Origin of the sequence: Synechococcus sp. N5, assembly GCF_900473925.1 — a bacterium.
Taxonomy (GTDB): domain Bacteria; phylum Cyanobacteriota; class Cyanobacteriia; order PCC-6307; family Cyanobiaceae; genus Parasynechococcus.
Window position 1 is genome coordinate 131,006 of sequence record NZ_UCNI01000007.1, and the last position, 18,910, is coordinate 149,915.

Below are 18,910 nucleotides of genomic sequence, written 5' to 3' on the forward strand. Positions count from 1 at the left end.
AGTGCCAACGTATGCAAGCGACCACCCCCCGGGCCATACCCCAGCTGTGCGGGTGACCGAACCGGAGGGGGTGCAACCACAGCGGTGGTATGGTTGCGCCGCTCTGAATGGGTCCGAGCGCGCAGCGCCTGTTCCCGCAACTCTCCTTCCTATGGTCGCTTCTGCTCCTGCATCTGCTGGCACCAAGGGTGTGATCCGTCAGGTGATCGGCCCGGTTCTGGACGTGGAATTTCCCGCCGGGAAACTGCCCAAGATCTATAACGCCCTGCGCATCGAGGGGAAAAACCCCGCAGGTGACGACGTCGCCCTGACCGCTGAAGTTCAACAGCTTCTGGGTGATCACCGGGTTCGTGCCGTTGCCATGAGTGGCACCGACGGTTTGGTGCGCGGCATGGAAGCCGTTGACACCGGTGCACCGATTTCCGTGCCCGTTGGTGAAGGCACCCTCGGCCGCATCTTCAACGTGCTGGGCGAGCCCGTCGACGAGCAGGGCCCCGTCAATACCACGGCCACCGCTCCCATCCACCGGGATGCCCCCAACATCACCGAGCTTGAGACCAAGCCCAAGGTGTTCGAGACCGGCATCAAGGTGATCGACCTCCTGGCCCCCTATCGCCAGGGCGGCAAGGTCGGCCTGTTCGGCGGCGCCGGCGTGGGCAAGACCGTGCTGATTCAGGAGCTGATCAACAACATCGCCAAGGAGCACGGCGGTGTGTCTGTGTTCGGTGGTGTGGGTGAGCGCACCCGTGAGGGCAACGATCTCTACGAGGAATTCAAGGAATCCGGCGTGATCAACGCCGACGACCTGTCCAAGTCGAAGGTAGCCCTCTGCTACGGCCAGATGAACGAGCCCCCCGGCGCCCGGATGCGCGTGGGCCTCTCCGCTCTGACCATGGCTGAGCACTTCCGCGACGTGAACAAGCAGGACGTGCTGCTGTTCGTGGACAACATCTTCCGCTTCGTGCAGGCCGGCTCAGAGGTATCCGCACTGCTGGGTCGCATGCCTTCCGCTGTGGGCTACCAGCCCACCCTGGGCACCGACGTGGGTGCCCTGCAGGAGCGTGTTGCATCCACCGTTGAAGGTTCGATCACCTCGATCCAGGCCGTTTACGTGCCTGCTGACGACCTGACCGACCCCGCACCGGCCACCACCTTTGCCCACCTCGACGCCACCACGGTGCTGAACCGTGCCCTGGCTTCCAAGGGCATCTACCCCGCTGTGGATCCTCTGGATTCCACCAGCACCATGCTCCAGCCAGCTGTGGTGGGTGACGAGCACTACCGCACCGCCCGCGCCGTGCAGTCCACCCTGCAGCGCTACAAGGAACTGCAGGACATCATCGCGATTCTGGGTCTCGACGAACTGTCGGAAGACGACCGTCGCACCGTGGACCGTGCCCGCAAGGTGGAGAAGTTCCTCTCCCAGCCTTTCTTTGTGGCTGAAATCTTCACCGGCATGCCCGGCAAGTACGTGAAGCTGGAGGAGACCATCGCTGGTTTCAACCAGATCCTTTCCGGTGAGCTGGACAGCCTCCCCGAAGCCGCCTTCTACTTGGTGGGCAACATCGAGGAAGTGAAAGCCAAGGCCGAGAAGATCGCCGCCGAAACCAAGTGATCCCTGCGGGGGTGTGATTCACACCCCCGATCACGTGTTTCTCGACAGTCCGTTCTCTTTTCGAACCAAGGTTCATGTCCCTCACCCTCCGCGTGCTGGCAACAGACCAGAACGTCTTTGATGGCAGCGCCGACGAGGTGATCCTGCCCAGTACCACCGGTCAACTCGGCATCCTGCCCGGCCACATCTCCCTGCTCACCGCCATCGACATCGGTGTGCTGCGGGTGCGTGCCAACGGTGCATGGAACTCCATCGCTCTGATGGGTGGTTTCGCCGAAGTGGATGCTGATGAAGTCACCGTTCTGGTGAACAAGGCCGAACTTGGCAGCTCCATCGATGCCGCTGCCGCCGAAGCCGCTTTCCAGAAGGCCTCCACCGTGGTGGCTGGCATGGAAGGCCAACCTGCTTCGCCGGAAAAACTCAAGGCGCAGCAACAGCTGAATGAAGCCCGCGCTCGCCTTCAGGCCAGCAAAACCGCCGACTGATTCATCCCCCAATTTCAAGGATGACGTCGCCAAAGGCCAGGGGTTAGCGCCCCTGGCCTTTTTTGTGGTGTGGTTTGTCCGTTCGTCATCCCTACACCAGGCAAGCCACGGGAAGGCATAAAAAAAACCTGCCAGAAGGCAGGCTTGCATCATCAACTTGAAAAGCTGAATCAGGCGGTACCGCAGAAGGTGACGTCGGGGAACTTAGCCTTGGCCTCGTCGAGGCTCTTGCCTTTGCCCTCTTCCTGCCAGTAGTTGATCACCTCAGTGGCCTGGTTGAGCACTTCAACCCGCTCGTTGTCGGTGATCCAGCTCTTGCCTTCCAGCTCGGTCTTCAGGCTTTCCCAGGCATCCTCACGTGGCCAGAAGAAGTAGGAGGTGAGGGGGCTGGGGCCACCGCCAACGATCTGATCAACCGCAAGGGCCACGTTGTCGGGAAGCCAGAGGATCTTCAGCAGGAAGCGGCCCTCATCGGCCTTGGGGGTGTAACCGGAAGGAACACCATCAGCATCGATGGTGGCCGTGGCCAGAGCCGCGGCGGCGCCCTTCAGCACAGGACGGCCTTCGCCTTCGCTGGCTGCAGGCTTTTCAGTGGTTTCAGCTGCCTGGGTGGCGCCTTCAGCCGCGTCGGCGGACGGAGTCGCGACCTCCTGGTCGGTAGGGGCAGCGCCTTCGGTGACCGTCATGGTGTCAGCGCTCAAGACAGAAATACAAACAACTAACCTACCAGCCGCTCCCCATGAGACGTTCTGGGATCCCCAACCATCCTGCTGTTCGACATCGATGGTGTGATCCGCGATGTCGCGGGCAGCTATCGACGGGCCCTTCAATGCACTGTGCAGCACTACTGCGGTTGGCAGCCCAGCGCTGATGTAATCGATGCGTTGAAGGCTGAGGGAGCCTGGAACAACGACTGGGACGCCAGCCTTGAACTGCTGCGGCGTCATGGTGCTGAGCTGCCGGATCGCGCCGCGCTGATCGATGTGTTCAGCGGCTTCTACTTCGGCGGAGATCCGGATGGAGACCCCAGCCAATGGACGGGCTTCATCGGTGATGAGCCTCTTCTGGTGGATGCCAGCTTTTTCGCCACGCTGTCGAAGCTCAAGTTGCGCTGGGGATTTGTGAGTGGAGCGGAACCACCCTCAGCCCGCTTCGTGCTTCAGCAGCGTCTGGGGCTCCAGGACCCGCCCCTGATCGCGATGGGGGATGCCCCCGACAAACCGGACCCCACAGGCTTAATCCGCCTGGCCAAAGCACTGGGGGCCAGTGCCGAGGGAGTTCAGGTGGCCTATCTCGGCGACACCGTGGCCGATGTGCACACCGTGATCCAGGCCCGGGAACGCTGGCCGGAACAACCATTCGTAAGCCTGGCGGTGGCACCGCCTCACCTGCAAACCCCAGAGCAGGCTGCGGCGCGCGACATCTATGAGCAACGGCTGCGGGAAGCGGGCGCCGATCAAGTGCTGACGACCACTGAAGCGGTCTTGCACTGGGAAGGAGCTGCGGGATAAGGGCAACTGCGGTCCGCGCAACTCCCCGCAGATCGAGGCGATCAGCGCTCCATCGCAGCAACGCTCTTGAGGGCGCCGGCAGTGAGCACCTCATGGCCGGTCTCGGTGACGGCAACGTCGTCTTCGATGCGGATGCCGATGCCTTTCCAGCGATCGTCAATCTCTGGCTGTCCTTCCGGCACGCTGAGGCGATCGCTGACGTAAAGACCGGGCTCAACGGTGAGCACCATGCCTGGCTCCAGCGGCGCAGGTTGCTCACCGAGCCTGTAGGCCCCCACGTCATGCACATCCAGACCAAGCCAATGGCCGGTGCGGTGCATGTACAGGTGGCGGTAGTCGCCTCGCTCGATGATGCCGTCCACATCCCCAATCAGCAGGCCCAGGTCCACCAGGCCCTCCACCAGAATTCGCAGGGCGGTGTCGTGCACCGCCTCCGCGGTGCCACCTGGAGCCACAACGGCAACCGCAGCTTCCTGAGCCTCCAGCACCAGGCTGTAGAGCTCCCGCTGTTCCACCGTGAAGCGGCCATTCACCGGGAAGGTACGGGTGATGTCGCCGTTGTAGTAATCCTCCAGCGAACAACCGGCATCGATCAGCAGCAGGTCACCGTCCTGCAGCGGGGCCGTGTTGGCGGTGTAGTGCAGCACGCAGGCGTTATCACCACCAGCAACGATGGATCCGTAGGCCGGACCGCGGGCCCCGTTGCTGCGGAAGTGGGCCTCCATCGCCGCCTGCACCTCGGCTTCATTCATGCCCGGGCGGGTGATCGATCGGGCCAGCTCGTGGGCTTCTGAGGAGATGCGGCAGGCCTCCCGTAGACGCTCCAACTCATGGGACTCCTTGCGCAGCCGCAGGCGATGCAGGATCGGCGTTGGTGCCACCAGGCCCAGGGCCGCCGTCCCCGTGCGGGCATAGGTATCCAGTTGCCGCCCCCAGGCCGAAAGCACCATCGATTCCACAGACGTGTTTCGGCCCACCCGGAAGGCGATGGCTTCGGCACCGGCGAGGTACTCGGGCAGTTTTTCGCTCAGCTGATCCAACGGATGGGCCAGGTCCGCGCCATAGCGCTCTACCGCGCCTTCGGTGCCCCAGCGGAAGCCGGTCCACACCTCAGCCGCCGGATCCTTGGGCTGCACGAACAGCACGTAGCGCTCGCCTTCCGGACGATGCGGCAGCAGCAGAGCCACCGCATCCGGTTCATCAAAACCGGTGAGGTAAAAGAAATCGCTGTCCTGCCGGAAGGGCCATTCGCAGTCGGCGTGATGAGTCGCCAATGCCGCGGCCGGAATCACCGCGGCGGCAGCACCGAGTTGCTCCATGAACAGGGCGCGACGACGCGCGTGGATGCCGGAGTCGAAACCGTTCACAGCAGCAGAGCGTTCAGAGGAACAGGATGGCAGTTGGAAAGGCCGAACTGGCCAGGGCCTCTACGATGCAAGGAGTTTCAGACGGCAATGAGCTCCGATCTCCTGGTGCTGTTGCTGCTGGTTTTGGTGGTGCTGCTGGGTTCGGCCCTCTGTTCCGGAGTGGAAGCCGCGCTGCTGACTGTGAATCCGATCCGGGTGCACGAGCTGGCGGCCCGGGAACGCCCTGTGGCCGGGGCCCGGCGGCTGGCGAAGTTGCGTCAACGGCTTGGGCGCACCCTGTCGGCTCTGGTGATCGCCAACAACGGCTTCAATATTTTCGGCAGCCTGATGCTGGGCGGTTATGCCGCCTGGGTATTCGAGCAGCGCAACATCAGCGGTGTGGCCCTGCCGGTGTTCTCGGTGGGACTCACCGTCCTGGTGATCCTGCTGGGGGAAATCCTGCCCAAAGCCCTCGGAAGCCGTCTGGCCCTGCCGGTGGCCCTGGCTAGCGCACCCCTGTTGCATTGGCTCGGCCTGGCGCTGCGGCCGCTTGTGCTGCTGCTGGAACGGATGCTGCCGGCCATCACCGCCGAAGCAGAACTCAGCACCAATGAAGAGGAGATCCGTCTGCTGGCTCGCCTGGGCTCTCAGAAGGGAGAGATCGAAGCTGATGAAGCCGCGATGATCGGCAAGGTGTTTCAACTCAACGACCTCACCGCCCGCGACCTGATGACGCCGCGGGTGGCGGCACCCACCCTGGATGGGAGCCTCAGCATCGAAGCCCAGCGGGCCAAGCTGATGAGCACCAACGACCCCTGGTGGGTGGTGCTGGGCGATCAAGTGGACAAGGTGCTTGGCGTAGCCAGCCGCGAGCGGGTGCTCACTGCCCTGTTGGAGAACCGCGGCCTGCTCACACCCGTTGACCTCTGCGAACCGGTGGAATACGTGCCCGAGATGATCAGGGCCGATCGGCTGCTGACGGGCTTTCGGCGCGACAGCGGTGGCGTGCGCGTGGTGGTGGATGAATTCGGTGGCTTTGTCGGCGTGATCGGGGCCGAATCGGTGCTGGCCGTGCTGGCCGGCTGGTGGCGCAAGCCGGCAGCATGAGCGGGATGCAACCCACCCCGCCCCATACCGTTGAGCGCTGCCAGCTGCTGCTGGAGCACTGGCGCAGTCAGCTTCAGCTGAGCCCACGGGACCAGGGACTGCTGGGGGGTGAATTGCGGCTGCTGGATCGTCAACTGCAACGGCTGCAGCAACGACGCCTGCGCATTGCTCTGTTTGGTCGGGTGGGGGTCGGCAAATCCAGCCTGATCAATGCCTTGATCCGCCGGCCACTGCTGGCAACGGATGTCGCCCACGGCAGCACCCGCCATCAGCAGGCGGTGGACTGGCCCGTGGAGATTGCCGGGCTGACCAGGGTGGAACTGGTGGACACCCCCGGCATTGATGAAATCCATGCCGCCGGGCGGGCTCGCTTGGCCTCCCGCGTGGCCATGGGGGCTGATCTGGTGCTGCTGGTGGTGGACAGCGACCTGACCCGGGCCGACCTGGAGGCCTTACAAACGCTGCTGGAGAGCGGCAAGCCCCTGCAGCTGGTGCTGAACCGGAGCGACCGCTGGCCAGAGCAGGACCGTGCCGAACTGCTGCGCAGCATCCGCGCCCGGCTGCCGGTGGATCTGCCGATCACCGCGGCAGCGGCAGCGCCCCGCAGCCCCCAGATCCAGGCCGATGGACGGGTACGCAGCATGATCACGACGCCGCAGGTGCAGGATCTGCAGAAGCAGCTCTGCCGGCAGCTGGAGAACGAAGGCACCCTGCTGTTGGCGATTCAGTCGCTGCGCCAGGCCGACCGCTTCCAGAGGGCCTGCCAAGAACTGCGGCTGCAACAGCACCGCCGCACGGCCCAGAGCCTGATCGGTCGTTATGCAGCCGCCAAGGCCACCGGCGTGGCCGTCAACCCTGTAATGGCATTGGACATGGCCGGAGGCATGGCCTGCGACACCGCCCTGGTGCTGCAGCTCAGCCGTCTCTACAACCTGCCGATGACGCCAGCGGCGGCACGGCTGCTGCTCACCCGACTCTCCAGCCACAACGCCTTGTTGGGCGGGGTGCAGCTGGGGCTGGCGGCCCTCAAGCAGGCCCTGCTGCTGCTGGTACCGGTGAGCGGCGGCGGCAGCTTGGCCCCTGCAGCCCCGGTGGCCCTGGCCCAGGCCGCCCTGGCGGTGCATGCCAGCCGCCGAACGGGGCGTCTGGTGGCGCAGCAGTTGCTGCGCCGGCGGGGTGGACAACCCGGTGCGCTGTTGCACCGCCTGGCCGAACGAGATCCCGTGGTGCACCACTGGCTGTTGCGCTGGCCCAAAGCCCTGGAGCAGGATCTGCAACCACTGCTGCCCTGAGATGACCGCTGCTGCCATCGCCTTGCTGGGCACCAGCGCCGATCCACCCACCCGCGGCCATCAGGTGCTGCTGGAGGGGCTGTTGAACCGCTACGGCCAGGTGGCGACATGGGCCAGCGAAAACCCCCTGAAAGAGCACGATGCCCCCCTGGAGTTGCGAGCGATGCTGCTCGGCCAGCTGGTGCAGCAACTGCAGGATGAACGTCTCGAGCTGGCCCAGCATCTGAGCAGCCCTTACACCTTGATCACCTTGCAACGGGCCGCCCAGCATTGGCCTGATCGCAATCTTGTGTTTGTGGTTGGCAGCGATCTCGCTGGCCAGATTCCCCGCTGGAAACAGAGCGATTGCTGGCTGCCGCAGTGCCGCCTGGCCATCGCCCCCCGCAAGGGTTGGCCCCTCGAGGAGGCGACGCTGCAGGCCCTACGCGATCTGGGCGGACAGGTGGAGCTGCTGGATCTGGAGGTTCCCGCCACCGCCAGTTCGCAACTGCGCCAGCGACCGAATCAAGCTCAGATCCCTGAAGCGGTGTGGCCGCTGTTGCTCCAGCACAATCTGTACGGCCTTTCGGGGAGCCTCTGCTGATGCGCATTGCCCTGGCGCAACTCAACCCCGTGGTCGGCGACTTCGAGGGCAACGCGAAGCGGATTCTGGAGGCCGTGCGCAGGGCAGAAGAGCAGGCTGTTGAGCTGGTGCTCACCCCTGAACTCTCCCTCTGGGGGTATCCCCCTCGGGACCAGTTGCTCGAGCCCAGCCGCATCCAGCAACAGAACACGGTGCTGCAGTGGCTGGTGAACCAACTGAACAGCAGCGTCACCCTGTTGGTGGGAGCTGCGCTGCCAGCAACAGATGCCCGCAGTCCACGGCTGCACAACGGTGTGGTGCTGGTGAATCGCCTGGGCTGGCGGCCGATTGCCCAGAAACAACTGCTGCCCAGTTACGACGTCTTTGATGAGCGGCGCTACTTCCGCCCCGGTGATGGCCCCTGCCTGCTCAGCCTGCCCAACGGGAAACGACTTGGCCTCACCATCTGCGAAGACCTCTGGGTGGATGACGGCCTGCAGCGCGAGCGCCTGGACGGACCGGATCCCATCGATCAACTGATCCCCGAACAGCCGGATCTGGTGATCAATCTGGCGGCTTCCCCCTTCGATGCCTCCAAGCCAGCCTTGCGCCAACAACTGGCGGCGGCGGCGGCGCAACGCCTCAATTGCCCACTGATCTACCTCAATCAAGTGGGGGGCAACGACGAGCTGGTATTCGACGGGGCCAGTTTTGTGGTGGAAGCCGATGGCGCCGTGCAGCTGGAGCTCCCCGTCTGTGAGGAGCACCTGGCGGTCTGGGACAGCGGCCATCCCACCCCTGTGCAGTCCCACGGCCAGATTCAACCCATGGATCCCCTGGAGCGGCTGTTCCGCGCCCTGGTGCTTGGGGTGCGTGACTACGCCCGGAAATGCGGGTTCAAGAAGGCATTGCTGGGGTTGAGCGGCGGCATCGACTCAGCGCTGGTGGCCGTGATCGCCAGCGCAGCCCTTGGGAACGAGGCGGTCTCAGCGCTGTTGATGCCCTCCCCCTGGAGCTCTTCAGGATCCATCGACGACGCCTTGGCCTTGGCCGAACGGTTGGGGCTGCAGACCAACACGGTGCCGATCGCCGGCCTGATGGAGGGCTACGACCAGGCCCTCACCGCACCGCTCGGAGCAACGCCCCAGGGCGTGACGGCGGAAAATCTGCAATCACGCATTCGCGGCACCCTGCTGATGGCCGTGGCCAACCAGCAGGGCCAACTGCTGCTCACCACCGGCAACAAATCCGAGCTGGCCGTGGGGTACTGCACCCTCTACGGCGACATGAACGGCGGGCTTGCGGTGATTGGCGATCTCTACAAAACCAGCGTGTTTGCCCTGTGCGACTGGCTCGACAGCGACGCAGCCCGGGGCTGCCGCCAGGCGCTGGGACTCCCGACCCACGGGGAGCTGGTGGGGGAGGCGATTCGACGCAAACCCCCGAGCGCCGAGCTCAGGCCTAACCAGAAAGACAGCGACTCCCTGCCCGACTACGACGCCCTGGACGCCCTGCTCAAAGCGCTGATCCAGGAGCGCCAGTCTGGACCAACCCTGGTGGCGGCCGGCCATGATCCCGCCCTTGTTCAACGGGTGGAACGGTTGCTGAAACGGGCCGAGTTCAAGCGACGCCAGGCGGCACCATTGCTCAAGGTGAGCCCCCAGGCCTTCGGCAGCGGCTGGCGGTTGCCCATTGCAGCGGCCTAAAGCCATCCCACCCTTGAGATGTGGCGGGTTGCTCGCAGCGGAGCCAGATTGAAGAGATCTCCTTGAAGCCGCCATGGCAGCCTCCGTTCTCTCGGCCCCGATGGCCAGCATCGGTGTGCCGAAGGAGATCAAGCTCGATGAGCAGCGCGTGGCGCTGACTCCCGATGCGGTGCGGGAACTGGTGAGCCAAGGCTTGGAGGTGCGCATCGAAACCGGAGCCGGGGCTGGAGCGGGAATCGGTGACGACGCCTTCGCCGCCGCCGGTGCCCAAATGGTGAGCCGCGACGAGGCCTGGGGCGCCCATTTGGTGGTGAAGGTGAAGGAACCGCAGGCGGAGGAATTTGTCTATCTGCGGAAGGACATGGTGCTGTTCACCTACCTGCACCTGGCCGCCTATCCCAGCGTTGGCGAGGCTCTGCTGGAGGCAGGCACCGCTGCCATCGCCTACGAAACCGTGCAGCTGGAGAACGGCAGCCTGCCGTTGCTGGCACCGATGAGCGAAATCGCGGGGCGCTTGGCGGCCCAGGTTGGAGCTCACCTGCTGGAGAAACCCCACGGCGGCCGCGGCGTGCTGATGGGGGGCTGCACCGGCGTGCAACCGGCCCGGGTGGTAGTGCTTGGCGCCGGCACCGTGGGATGGAATGCCGCACGAACGGCTGCCGCCATGGATGCCGAGGTGTTGCTGCTCGACCGCTCACCCCAGCGGTTGCGCAGCCTGGAGGCCGACCGGCGCGGTCGCTTGATGAGTGTGGTGAGCAGCCGCGGGCTTCTGGAACGGTTGGTGCCAACGGCGGATCTGGTGATCGGAGCCGTGCTTACCCCCGGTGGGCGCGCCCCCACCCTGGTGGACGAGCAGATGGTGAAGCAGATGCGGCCCGGTTCGGTGATCGTGGATGTGGCCATCGACCAAGGCGGCTGCATCGCCACCAGCCAGGAGACAACCCACCGCGATCCCACCGTGACCATCCACGGCGTTCAGCACTACGCGGTGGGCAACATGCCTGGTGCGGTTCCGTTCACCTCCACCGAAGCCCTGGTAAGCGTGACCCTCCCGTACATCCTGGGCATCGCCGGACGAGGTCTGGAGGAGGCGGTGACGGAACGACCGGAACTCATCTCCGGCCTGAACACGGTGCAGGGATCGGTCTGCCACCCCGGCGTGGCCAAAGCACTGGGGGTGCCGCCGCGGCATCCGATGGCCTGCCTGCGTTAGCCCTCCAAGTGGAGTGCACCCACATAGAGCCAAGGACCATCCTCCGCGCCGTCGCGCCGCTGAAACAGGGAGGTTTCCTTCAGCACCCCACCGCGGTAACGGGCTTCAAACTGCACCGTTCCCTCCAGATCCCGAGGGCCGCCGGCGCTGACAGCCAGCACAGTCAAGCCGAGCCAACGGGTCTGCCGGCAACTCCGCTCCAGGGAACGACGCCGCTGCTGTGCTGGAACATCCGGCTCGGGATGGGTGGCCAGCAGATAGGCGATCTGGCCACGCGCAAAAGCTGAATATCTGGAGCGCATCAGCTGTTCAGCCGTTTCGGCACGCCGATCGCCGCGATGCAGGGGCCCGCAGCAGCTGCGATAAACACCACCCCCACAGGGGCAAGGGCTCTGATCGAAGGCTCCACCGAAACCGCCAGGCATCAATCCAACCGTTGCAGCGCTGGTAGTGGCCGGCCCAGCGAAGCCGGACTCAATCCCTCCCGCAGCGCCAGCACCAACCCTGCTGCCTCGCTGTAACTGCTGGCCTGAAGAACGCCCTGGCTCAAGCCAAGGGCATCGGCCGTGACCGACAGCACCGCGGGGTTCTCCACTGTGATCAGCGGAACATTCCGTTCCAGACAAGCCAGCACCGCTTCACCCCCCAGGGCGCCTGCGGGCACCACAACCGCCCCCAATTGCGTCGCATCAAGATCGCCAGGCTGCCGGTGGGCGCTCACCAGATCCGGTGCCCGGCTCAGCCCCACCAGCACGCAGGCCAGGAAGGTGTAGCCGAGCTCCTCACCCGCCGCCCTTGGATCCAGCTTCGGATCCAGGGGCAAGGGGTCCAAGGCCGGAGCGTGGGCACAGGGGATCTGCAGGCGCTGCACCAGCAGGTGGCTGATCACCGCTTCAGCACCGGCCAGAGCATCCACGCCACTGCCCTGTCGATACGCCGCCAACGCGTCACTCTCCGGATCCTCCGGGAAGCGGGCCACCACTGCAATCGCCGTCGCACCGGCCTGCTTCAAGCGTTCACCGGCTCGCAACAAGGCATCAGGACGCCCCAATCGCCCCCAGCTGGCGCCACTGGCACCACACTCAAGCGTCACCTCAAGCGGCGCATCCGTGGAAACCACCGGACCGATCTCCAAACCCAGGCTGGCTCGGCAGCCCTCAGCCACCTGAATCTGGCGCTGGGCCAGCTCGGGCTCGATGCCGGCATCCAGCAGCAAGCCGATCCGTTGCCTTCGCACCGGCCGCAGGGCCCAGTCACCCACGGCAAACCGATCGAGGCCATAACCCTCCACATAGAGCACGCGGGAATCGCTCCAATACAGCGAAGCCCCGTTCATCACATTGGGATGGGTGATCAGGCAGCCGCTCGCTGCAGCCAGCAAGCGGGCTGACGGCAGGGCGTCACCGGCGTAGCCACCGATGTCACAACCGATGCCCGTGGGCACCAGCATCAACGTTGGCATCGGTGCCGAGCTCACGCGTTGATCACTGCCTCCACTTGAAGCGTGCGAGCACCATCGGCACTGGAGTGCACTGCGGTAAGAGCCCAACGCAGCAGATCACCCTCCTGAGCCAACTGCTGACGGATCCAGCTGCGCAGCTCAACCAATGGCACATCAGCAGGCCAAGGAAACTGGCGTTGCAGGCTGGTGAGCCTCACTTCTGGTATTGACCGAACTGGGCTTCGTAGAGCGCATCCTCTTGCCCCGCCTTGAGGGTGAGATCAGCCCGCGGGAAAGCCACGCACAGCAGGCTGTAGCCCTGCTGCTGAAGCTCACCCTTCACGCCCATGGCATCGGGCTGCTCAACACTGCCCTCGCTGATCACTGCAGCACAAGTGGTGCATACCCCGGAGCAGCAGGAGCTGGGGAGGGTGATGCCAGCGGCCTCAGCAGCATTCAGCACCGTCTGGTCAGCGCGGCAGGGGAAGCTGTGGGTTTCGCCTTCGAACTCGGCGCGGACGGTGTATGTGGCCACGTCGGACATGCCGGGCTCAACAAGGAAGACGCCGCATTCTCTCAGGCAATGGGCTCGTCCAGCGAGTCCCAATGGCGGGGGTGGGGCGCCATATATTCCGGCGAACCACCCTGCACGGGTGCTGTCAGCACGAAATCAAAACTGATGGAACAGCGCAGCTCGTCTGGGGCGTCGTTGGGCAGAACGCTGTGGTGCAGGCTCGACGGAAACAGCACCAGCAAACCGGGGCGTGGGGCCAGATCCCAGTGGGCCTGATTGAACGGGTGGCCTTCAGCAATCGGGCCGCCGTAACCCACCGCCAAACCCGCCACCAACTCATTGGGTTGATGGGACGCATGCAGCCGCAACATGCCTTCTTCTCCCGAGCCGTTACCCGTGAGGTACAGAACAGCACTGAGATGGGCATTGGGGTGATGGTGGCGGCCAACCGCTTGATCCCAATCACTGATCACCGGCCAGCAACGCTGCAGATGCAGGGCCACTTGGCTTCGCTCAAACCCAAGCGAATCGAGATAACTCCAGGCCTGCTGAACGACCAACTGAGCCAAGGCCTGAAAGGGCTGCTGTTGATGCAGCTGCCACACCCCATGCAGGTCCCCCGTCCAGGCGCAGCCTTCATTGGGGTTGCCCTCGGCCTCGCCGCGAAGCTCCAGCAGAGCCTGCATGCAGGACGCCTGCTGCAGAGGCTCGAGAGGAAGTTGCGTCGTTGCCACGACGGTGGGGAAGAGCTGATGAAGCTGAAGCACGCCCACGCCCTCAAACCGCTCCGCTTCACCGTAAACACAGCACAAAAAAGCCGGCCCCGAAGGACCGGCTGTCTATGAATCGATCGACCGAAATGGTTAGCCAACAGCGGCCGCACCGCCTGCAACTTCCAGGATCTCCTGGGTAATCGCAGCCTGACGGGCCTTGTTGTAGTCAAGGGTGAGGCTCTTGGCCAATTCCTTGGCGTTGTCGCTGGCGTTGTTCATGGCCGTCATCCGGCTGGCCAGCTCGGAGGCTGCCGATTCCTGCAGGGAACGCAGCATCTGGTTCTGCAGATACAGCGGAAGCAGTGCATTCAGCAACTGTTCAGGGGTCTGCTCAAACACGATATCCGAAGGAACCTTCGGCTCGGTGTTGGCAGGGCCTGCACCAGGCTCCACCGTCAGAAGGCCGTCCTTGGTGGTGAGACGGAAGATCTCATCCTCGGGATCAGCGATGTCCTGAGGATCCAAGGGCAGAAGGGTCTGAACCACGGGCTTGCAGCTCACCAGGTTGATGAACTTGGTGAAGATCAGCTCAACGCGGTCAGTGCTTTCGGCCAGGAACTCAGCCAGCAGATCCGTGGAGATCGTGTTGGCTTCATCGGCGGTGGGCACCTGTTCCAGACCGGAGAAGGTGGCCTGGATCGGGTAGTCCCGACGGGTGAAGTAGCCGATGGCTTTGGTGCCGATCAGCAGCAGCTTCACGTCGAAGCCCTTTCCCTTCAGCTCAGCAAAACGCTGTTCCGTGCGCTTGATGATGTTGGCGTTGTAGCCACCACACAGGCCGCGATCGCCGGTGACCGCCACCAGGGTGATGGTCTCCACATTGCGCTGCTGCATCAGGGGAGATGCCGCATCTTCGAAACCCATGCGGGACTGGAGGTTTTCCAGGATCCGGGCCAGCCGATCCGCGAAGGGACGGCTGCGGAGCACTTGCTCCTGGGCGCGGCGCACCTTGGCCGCAGCCACCAGGCGCATGGCCTCGGTGATCTTGCGGGTGTTTTTGACCGACTTAATTCGGTCTCGGATTTCCTTGAGATTCGCCATGTCGGCAGCTCCTTCAGGCCGCGGAGGCGACCATGGTGGACACGACTTCGGTGATGGCGTCCTTGAGGATCACCTCAGCCTCAGGGCTCATCACTTTCTTCTCCTGGATTTCGGTGATGAACTCAGCCTTGTTGGACTTGAGGTACTCACGCAGTTCGCGGGAGAAATCAACAACCTTGTCGACGGGGACGTCGTCGATCAGGCCCTTCACACCGGCGTAAACGATGGCGACCTGCTCAGCCAGGATCAGGGGACTGAACTGAGGCTGCTTGAGCAGTTCACGCAGACGCTTGCCGCGCTCCAGCTGCTGCTGGGTGGAAGCATCCAGGTCAGAAGCGAACTGGGAGAAGGCGGCCAGCTCGTCGAACTGGGCCAGCTCCAGCTTGAGGGTGCCGGCAATCTTCTTGATGGCCTTGGTCTGGGCAGCACCGCCCACCCGGCTCACGGAGATACCCACGTTGATCGCAGGACGCAGACCGGAGTTGAACAGGTCAGAGCTGAGGAAGATCTGACCATCCGTGATCGAAATCACGTTGGTGGGGATGTAGGCCGAAACGTCACCGGCCTGGGTCTCAATGATCGGCAGGGCGGTCATGGAACCCTTGCCCATAGCGTCAGACAACTTGGCTGCACGCTCGAGCAGACGGCTGTGGCAGTAGAAGACGTCGCCGGGGTAGGCCTCACGACCGGGCGGACGACGCAGCAGGAGCGACATCTGGCGGTAGGCAGCAGCCTGCTTGGAGAGATCGTCGTAGATCACCAGGGTGGCCTTGCCCTTGTACATGAAGTACTCGGCAATGGAGGCGCCGGTGTAAGGAGCCAGGTACTGCAGCGCAGCGGGTTCGGAAGCGTTGGCCGCCACGATCACGGTGTAGTCGAGGGCGCCGCGCTCACGCAGCACTTCAACGACGTTGGCCACGGAAGCAGCCTTCTGACCCACGGCGACGTAGACGCAGATCATGTCCTGATCCGCCTGGTTCAGGATCGTGTCGATCGCGATGGCAGTCTTGCCGGTCTGGCGGTCACCAATGATCAGCTCGCGCTGGCCACGGCCGACGGGGATCATCGCGTCGATGGCGGTGATGCCGGTCTGCATCGGCTCATGCACCGACTTGCGCTGAATGATGCCGGGCGCCATGGATTCGATCAGGCGCGTCTCGCTGGTGGCGATTTCACCCTTGCCGTCGATAGCACGGCCCAGGGAGTTCACCACCCTGCCCAGCATGGCTTCACCGACGGGCACAGCAGCAATCTTGCCGGTGGCCTTCACCGTGCTGCCTTCCTGGATGCCGTATCCCTCACCCATGAGCACCGCGCCGACGTTGTCGTCTTCGAGGTTCAGGGCGATGCCTTCGGTGCCGTCCTCGAATTCGAGGAGCTCACCGGCCATGGCTTGCTGCAGGCCGTAAACGCGGGCGATGCCGTCGCCCACGGTGAGAACGGTGCCGACATTGCTGACGGAAACCGACTTGTCGTAGTCCTCAATTTGCTGCTTGAGGATGGCGCTGATCTCGTCGGGACGGATGGAAACCATGGCGTGTGATCCCAGCTGGGAGTGGGGGGGGAAGAAGCGGTGGAGGAAGAAGTGAGGTCAGCTCGCCTTGGCGAGTGCCAGACCGAGGCGACGAACCTGGCCAGACAGGCTGGCGTCGATCACCTGAGATCCGAGACTCACGACGAAACCGCCGATTAGGGACGGATCCACACTGAGGTCGATGTCGACCTTGTTGGTGCCGGCCATGGCCTGCACCTTCTTGGAGAGGGCCGCTTGCTGCTCTTCGCTGAGAGCCTGGGCTGAGCGGACCTGAGCCAGGGTGATGCCCTGCTGCTCGCGATAGAGCTCGAGGTAGCGAAGCATCACCGCATCGAAGGCAAGGAGTCGCTGCCGATCCGCCAAGACCTTGAGAAGGTTGAGAACGGACGGGGTGACCTGCTCACCCACGAGGGCCTTGAGGGCCTGCTTTTTGGCATCCGGCTCAAGAACCGGAGACACCATGGCGTCGCGGAAGTCTTCGGAGTCGTTCCAGATCGCAAGCAGTTGCTTGCATTGATCAGCAACGGTTTCAGACTCACCTCGGGCTTCAGTGACCTGAAGCAATGCTTCGGCGTAGGGGGTGGCCAGAGAGTTGAGGAGAGGCATCAGGCGTTCTCCAGATTTTTGATGGTGGAATCGATCAACTTGGCCTGAGCACTGGCGTCGAGACGACCTGGAAGCTGGGCAAGAACATTGTCGATTGCCGCCAGAGCAGCTTCACGACGGAGGCTGTCCTTGATCCGGGCAGCATCGGCCTCTGCATCAGCATCGGCACCGGCCTTGACGGCAGCCATCGCAGAGATGGTGCGCTTCTCGCCTTCGGCACGAATGCCTGCGGCGCGGGCCTGACCATCAGCACGAATCTTCTCGGCTTTCTGCTGGGCAGCAGCCAACTCGGACTGAGCCTGGCTCAGGTTTTCGGTGGCGGTCTTCAGGCGGGACTCTGCGTCCTGCAATTCCTGAAGGATGGCGGCGCGGCGGCGTTCCAGGATTCCTCCCAGGAAACCGCGCAGGAACCAAACCAGGAGACTGATCACAATGACCAGGTTGACCAGATTGGTTTCGAGCGGATTGAAATTGAGAGACATCACGCGGCCAGCAAACGGTTGATGATCGTGGTGCTCAGCTGATCCACCTGGCCCTTGAGTTGGGTTCGGGCAGACTCACGCTCGGCCTCGATGGCACGACGGCTTTCCTCTTTGGTGCGGTTGGCTTCAGCTTCCGCCTGGGCCAGTGCTTCGCGGTAAAGCCGGTCAACTTCTTGTTCCGCCTCGATAATCACGGCCTGAGCGGCCTGGCGGGCACCTTTTAGCTGTTCAGCCAGATCAGCCTCCAGGCGTTCAACCTGGGCGAGCTTCTGCTTGGCATCAGCACGACTGGTGGAGATGTAGCCCTCGCGATCTTCCACGACCTTGCCGACCGGACGGAAGAAGAGGACATTGAGCAGGAAGGTGAGGAGAACCACCTGAACCGCCATCAGCGGAAGGGTGGCATCGAGGTCAAAAAGACCTCCCTCCGGAACACCTGCTTCAGCGAGCAGAAGCCAGGTCATGGAAAGGTGCGCTGGGAAGGAATCGAAACAAGAAGTTCAGGAGGGGGATCAGCGATCCCCCTGCACTGATCAGCCGGCGAAGGGGTTGGCGAACAGAAGCACCAGAGCCACCACCAGGCCGTAGATGGTCAGCGATTCCATGAATGCCAGGGACAGCAGCAGGGTGCCGCGGATCTTGCCTTCGGCTTCGGGCTGACGGGCGATGCCCTCAACAGCGCCGCCGGACGCGGTGCCCTGACCGATACCAGGGCCGATGGCGGCGAGGCCGACTGCCAGGCCAGCAGCCACAACGGAAGCGGCGGAGGTGATGGAATCCATGTTGGGTGGTGTAAGGGGAAGCGCTGGGAAGCGCTGTACGGAATGGACTTGGGGATCGGTTCCCCCCGCGCAGGGACATTCCCGAAGGAACGGGCCCGGGTGCAATGCCGGACCTGCGCGCGGATGTGTTTAGCAGATCGCCGTTCTCAGGCGATAGAGGAGGTCGGCTTTTAGTGGGCCTCGTGGAGGCCTTCACCGATGTAGAAGGACGCCAGGGTCGCGAAGATCAGAGCCTGAATGGCACTGGTGAACAGACCCAGAAGCATCACAGGCAGGGGCACGATCAGCGGAACCAGGTACACCAGCACGCCCACAGCCAATTCGTCGGCAAGGATGTTTCCGAACAGACGGAAGGAGAGGGAGAGAGGCTTGGTGAATTCCTCGATGATCTTGAACGGGAGCATGATCGGGGTCGGCTCCACGTACAGCTCGAAGAAGCGCAGACCCTTTCGGCTCAGGCCGGCATAGAAGTACGCCAGTGACACCAGCAGAGCCATCGCCACGGTGGTATTGATGTCGGCGGTGGGAGCGCCGAGCTCACCCTCAGGGAGTTCGAAGATCTTCCAGGGGATCAGGGCTCCACCCCAATTGCTCACGAAGATGAACAGGAACAGGGTGCCGATGAACGGCAGCCAGTCGCGGTAGTACTTCTCGCCGATGTTGTCGCGGGCGATGTCGCGGATGAAATTCCAGAGGAATTCGAGCAGGTTCTGCAGACCGATCGGGTCACGCTTCATCCCGCGGGTGCCGACAAGCACCACAGCCAGGAGGATGCCGATCAGGATCCAGGAGCTCAGGAACACCTGACCGTGCAGATACAGATCGCCGATCTGCCAGTACAGGTGGTGACCCACTTCCAGTTCAGCGAACGGGAGTGGTAAGGGCAACAAAGCCATGGGT

General features: G+C 63.6%; 22 protein-coding genes. 8 read left to right on the forward strand and 14 right to left on the reverse strand.

Annotated elements, in window-relative coordinates:
- Nucleotides 1-151: 151 nt before the first annotated feature.
- Nucleotides 152-1,615: a F0F1 ATP synthase subunit beta gene (gene atpD / locus DXY03_RS08870; RefSeq protein ID WP_115010090.1), complete on the forward strand. Its 1,464-nt coding sequence runs from the start codon at nt 152-154 to the stop codon at nt 1,613-1,615.
- A gap of 74 nt (nt 1,616-1,689) precedes the next feature.
- A complete protein-coding gene (atpC, locus tag DXY03_RS08875) occupies nt 1,690-2,100 on the forward strand; it encodes an ATP synthase F1 subunit epsilon (RefSeq protein WP_115010091.1) in 411 nt (136 codons plus the stop codon).
- Between the two features lie 170 nt (nt 2,101-2,270).
- Here the strand turns inward: atpC and DXY03_RS08880 are convergent, their stop codons facing one another.
- Complete coding sequence (locus DXY03_RS08880; protein ID WP_115010092.1) at nt 2,271-2,786, reverse strand: 30S ribosomal protein PSRP-3; 516 nt, start codon at nt 2,784-2,786, stop codon at nt 2,271-2,273.
- 102 nt (nt 2,787-2,888) lie between these two features.
- On the opposite strand from DXY03_RS08880, the gene DXY03_RS08885 reads away from it, so the two are divergent.
- Nucleotides 2,889-3,611, forward strand: coding sequence for an HAD-IA family hydrolase (locus DXY03_RS08885; protein ID WP_244272373.1), 723 nt, complete (start codon nt 2,889-2,891; stop codon nt 3,609-3,611).
- 41 nt (nt 3,612-3,652) lie between these two features.
- Here DXY03_RS08885 and DXY03_RS08890 read toward each other — a convergent pair whose 3' ends face one another.
- The gene (locus DXY03_RS08890; RefSeq protein ID WP_115010094.1) at nt 3,653-4,978 is read right to left on the reverse strand and encodes an aminopeptidase P N-terminal domain-containing protein; all 1,326 of its coding nucleotides are present in this window, start codon (nt 4,976-4,978) and stop codon (nt 3,653-3,655) included.
- 87 nt (nt 4,979-5,065) lie between these two features.
- Between DXY03_RS08890 and DXY03_RS08895 the strand changes: the two genes are divergently transcribed.
- From DXY03_RS08895 to ald, 5 genes are all read left to right on the forward strand, one after another.
- A complete protein-coding gene (locus DXY03_RS08895) occupies nt 5,066-6,064 on the forward strand; it encodes a CNNM domain-containing protein (protein ID WP_115010095.1) in 999 nt (332 codons plus the stop codon).
- Nucleotides 6,061-7,356 (forward strand): GTP-binding protein, encoded by a 1,296-nt coding sequence (locus DXY03_RS08900; protein WP_115010142.1) that lies wholly within the window; start codon nt 6,061-6,063, stop codon nt 7,354-7,356. The genes DXY03_RS08895 and DXY03_RS08900 overlap by 4 nt, the downstream gene beginning before the upstream one ends.
- A gap of 1 nt (nt 7,357) precedes the next feature.
- A complete protein-coding gene (locus DXY03_RS08905; protein ID WP_115010096.1) occupies nt 7,358-7,939 on the forward strand; it encodes a nicotinate-nucleotide adenylyltransferase in 582 nt (193 codons plus the stop codon).
- The gene (locus tag DXY03_RS08910) at nt 7,939-9,624 is read left to right on the forward strand and encodes an NAD+ synthase (RefSeq protein ID WP_115010097.1); all 1,686 of its coding nucleotides are present in this window, start codon (nt 7,939-7,941) and stop codon (nt 9,622-9,624) included. The genes DXY03_RS08905 and DXY03_RS08910 overlap by 1 nt, the downstream gene beginning before the upstream one ends.
- A gap of 73 nt (nt 9,625-9,697) precedes the next feature.
- The gene (gene ald, locus DXY03_RS08915) at nt 9,698-10,837 is read left to right on the forward strand and encodes an alanine dehydrogenase (protein WP_114989499.1); all 1,140 of its coding nucleotides are present in this window, start codon (nt 9,698-9,700) and stop codon (nt 10,835-10,837) included.
- Here the strand turns inward: ald and DXY03_RS08920 are convergent.
- The 12 genes from DXY03_RS08920 to atpB all read right to left on the reverse strand — a co-directional run bounded on the left by DXY03_RS08920 (nt 10,834) and on the right by atpB (nt 18,906).
- Nucleotides 10,834-11,262, reverse strand: a complete 429-nt coding sequence (locus DXY03_RS08920) for a YchJ family protein (protein ID WP_115010098.1) — start codon at nt 11,260-11,262, stop codon at nt 10,834-10,836. The genes ald and DXY03_RS08920 overlap by 4 nt on opposite strands.
- Nucleotides 11,262-12,299 (reverse strand): DUF3326 domain-containing protein, encoded by a 1,038-nt coding sequence (locus tag DXY03_RS08925; RefSeq protein ID WP_115010099.1) that lies wholly within the window; start codon nt 12,297-12,299, stop codon nt 11,262-11,264. Before DXY03_RS08925 ends, DXY03_RS08920 begins: the two co-directional genes overlap by 1 nt.
- Before the next feature lie 11 nt (nt 12,300-12,310).
- On the reverse strand, nt 12,311-12,496 hold the full coding sequence (locus DXY03_RS08930) for a hypothetical protein (RefSeq protein ID WP_115010100.1): 186 nt from the start codon (nt 12,494-12,496) through the stop codon (nt 12,311-12,313).
- On the reverse strand, nt 12,493-12,822 hold the full coding sequence (locus DXY03_RS08935; protein ID WP_114989502.1) for a 2Fe-2S iron-sulfur cluster-binding protein: 330 nt from the start codon (nt 12,820-12,822) through the stop codon (nt 12,493-12,495). Before DXY03_RS08935 ends, DXY03_RS08930 begins: the two co-directional genes overlap by 4 nt.
- A 32-nt stretch (nt 12,823-12,854) precedes the next feature.
- On the reverse strand, nt 12,855-13,565 hold the full coding sequence (locus DXY03_RS08940; RefSeq protein ID WP_115010143.1) for a TIGR02466 family protein: 711 nt from the start codon (nt 13,563-13,565) through the stop codon (nt 12,855-12,857).
- 90 nt (nt 13,566-13,655) lie between these two features.
- Nucleotides 13,656-14,606: a F0F1 ATP synthase subunit gamma gene (locus DXY03_RS08945; RefSeq protein WP_115010101.1), complete on the reverse strand. Its 951-nt coding sequence runs from the start codon at nt 14,604-14,606 to the stop codon at nt 13,656-13,658.
- Nucleotides 14,607-14,619: 13 nt separating this feature from the next.
- A complete protein-coding gene (atpA, locus tag DXY03_RS08950; RefSeq protein ID WP_115010102.1) occupies nt 14,620-16,140 on the reverse strand; it encodes a F0F1 ATP synthase subunit alpha in 1,521 nt (506 codons plus the stop codon).
- Between the two features lie 57 nt (nt 16,141-16,197).
- Nucleotides 16,198-16,746, reverse strand: a complete 549-nt coding sequence (gene atpH, locus DXY03_RS08955) for an ATP synthase F1 subunit delta (protein WP_115010103.1) — start codon at nt 16,744-16,746, stop codon at nt 16,198-16,200.
- Nucleotides 16,746-17,228 (reverse strand): F0F1 ATP synthase subunit B, encoded by a 483-nt coding sequence (locus tag DXY03_RS08960; RefSeq protein ID WP_115010104.1) that lies wholly within the window; start codon nt 17,226-17,228, stop codon nt 16,746-16,748. The genes atpH and DXY03_RS08960 overlap by 1 nt, the downstream gene beginning before the upstream one ends.
- A complete protein-coding gene (locus tag DXY03_RS08965; RefSeq protein ID WP_114989507.1) occupies nt 17,228-17,692 on the reverse strand; it encodes a F0F1 ATP synthase subunit B' in 465 nt (154 codons plus the stop codon). Before DXY03_RS08965 ends, DXY03_RS08960 begins: the two co-directional genes overlap by 1 nt.
- A gap of 69 nt (nt 17,693-17,761) precedes the next feature.
- The gene (atpE, locus tag DXY03_RS08970; protein ID WP_006851467.1) at nt 17,762-18,010 is read right to left on the reverse strand and encodes an ATP synthase F0 subunit C; all 249 of its coding nucleotides are present in this window, start codon (nt 18,008-18,010) and stop codon (nt 17,762-17,764) included.
- Nucleotides 18,011-18,180: 170 nt separating this feature from the next.
- Nucleotides 18,181-18,906, reverse strand: a complete 726-nt coding sequence (atpB, locus tag DXY03_RS08975; RefSeq protein WP_006852023.1) for a F0F1 ATP synthase subunit A — start codon at nt 18,904-18,906, stop codon at nt 18,181-18,183.
- Nucleotides 18,907-18,910: the final 4 nt, after the last annotated feature.

Coding starts and splice junctions, on each gene's coding strand:
- atpD (WP_115010090.1), top strand. CDS start 152: ATGGTCGCTTCTGCTCCTGCATCTGCTGGCACCAAGGGTGTGATCCGT.
- atpC (WP_115010091.1), top strand. CDS start 1,690: ATGTCCCTCACCCTCCGCGTGCTGGCAACAGACCAGAACGTCTTTGAT.
- DXY03_RS08880 (WP_115010092.1), bottom strand. CDS start 2,786: ATGACGGTCACCGAAGGCGCTGCCCCTACCGACCAGGAGGTCGCGACT.
- DXY03_RS08895 (WP_115010095.1), top strand. CDS start 5,066: ATGAGCTCCGATCTCCTGGTGCTGTTGCTGCTGGTTTTGGTGGTGCTG.
- DXY03_RS08900 (WP_115010142.1), top strand. CDS start 6,061: ATGAGCGGGATGCAACCCACCCCGCCCCATACCGTTGAGCGCTGCCAG.
- DXY03_RS08905 (WP_115010096.1), top strand. CDS start 7,358: ATGACCGCTGCTGCCATCGCCTTGCTGGGCACCAGCGCCGATCCACCC.
- DXY03_RS08910 (WP_115010097.1), top strand. CDS start 7,939: ATGCGCATTGCCCTGGCGCAACTCAACCCCGTGGTCGGCGACTTCGAG.
- ald (WP_114989499.1), top strand. CDS start 9,698: ATGGCAGCCTCCGTTCTCTCGGCCCCGATGGCCAGCATCGGTGTGCCG.
- DXY03_RS08920 (WP_115010098.1), bottom strand. CDS start 11,262: ATGCCTGGCGGTTTCGGTGGAGCCTTCGATCAGAGCCCTTGCCCCTGT.
- DXY03_RS08925 (WP_115010099.1), bottom strand. CDS start 12,299: ATGCCAACGTTGATGCTGGTGCCCACGGGCATCGGTTGTGACATCGGT.
- DXY03_RS08935 (WP_114989502.1), bottom strand. CDS start 12,822: ATGTCCGACGTGGCCACATACACCGTCCGCGCCGAGTTCGAAGGCGAA.
- DXY03_RS08945 (WP_115010101.1), bottom strand. CDS start 14,606: ATGGCGAATCTCAAGGAAATCCGAGACCGAATTAAGTCGGTCAAAAAC.
- atpA (WP_115010102.1), bottom strand. CDS start 16,140: ATGGTTTCCATCCGTCCCGACGAGATCAGCGCCATCCTCAAGCAGCAA.
- atpH (WP_115010103.1), bottom strand. CDS start 16,746: ATGCCTCTCCTCAACTCTCTGGCCACCCCCTACGCCGAAGCATTGCTT.
- DXY03_RS08960 (WP_115010104.1), bottom strand. CDS start 17,228: ATGTCTCTCAATTTCAATCCGCTCGAAACCAATCTGGTCAACCTGGTC.
- DXY03_RS08965 (WP_114989507.1), bottom strand. CDS start 17,692: ATGACCTGGCTTCTGCTCGCTGAAGCAGGTGTTCCGGAGGGAGGTCTT.
- atpE (WP_006851467.1), bottom strand. CDS start 18,010: ATGGATTCCATCACCTCCGCCGCTTCCGTTGTGGCTGCTGGCCTGGCA.
- atpB (WP_006852023.1), bottom strand. CDS start 18,906: ATGGCTTTGTTGCCCTTACCACTCCCGTTCGCTGAACTGGAAGTGGGT.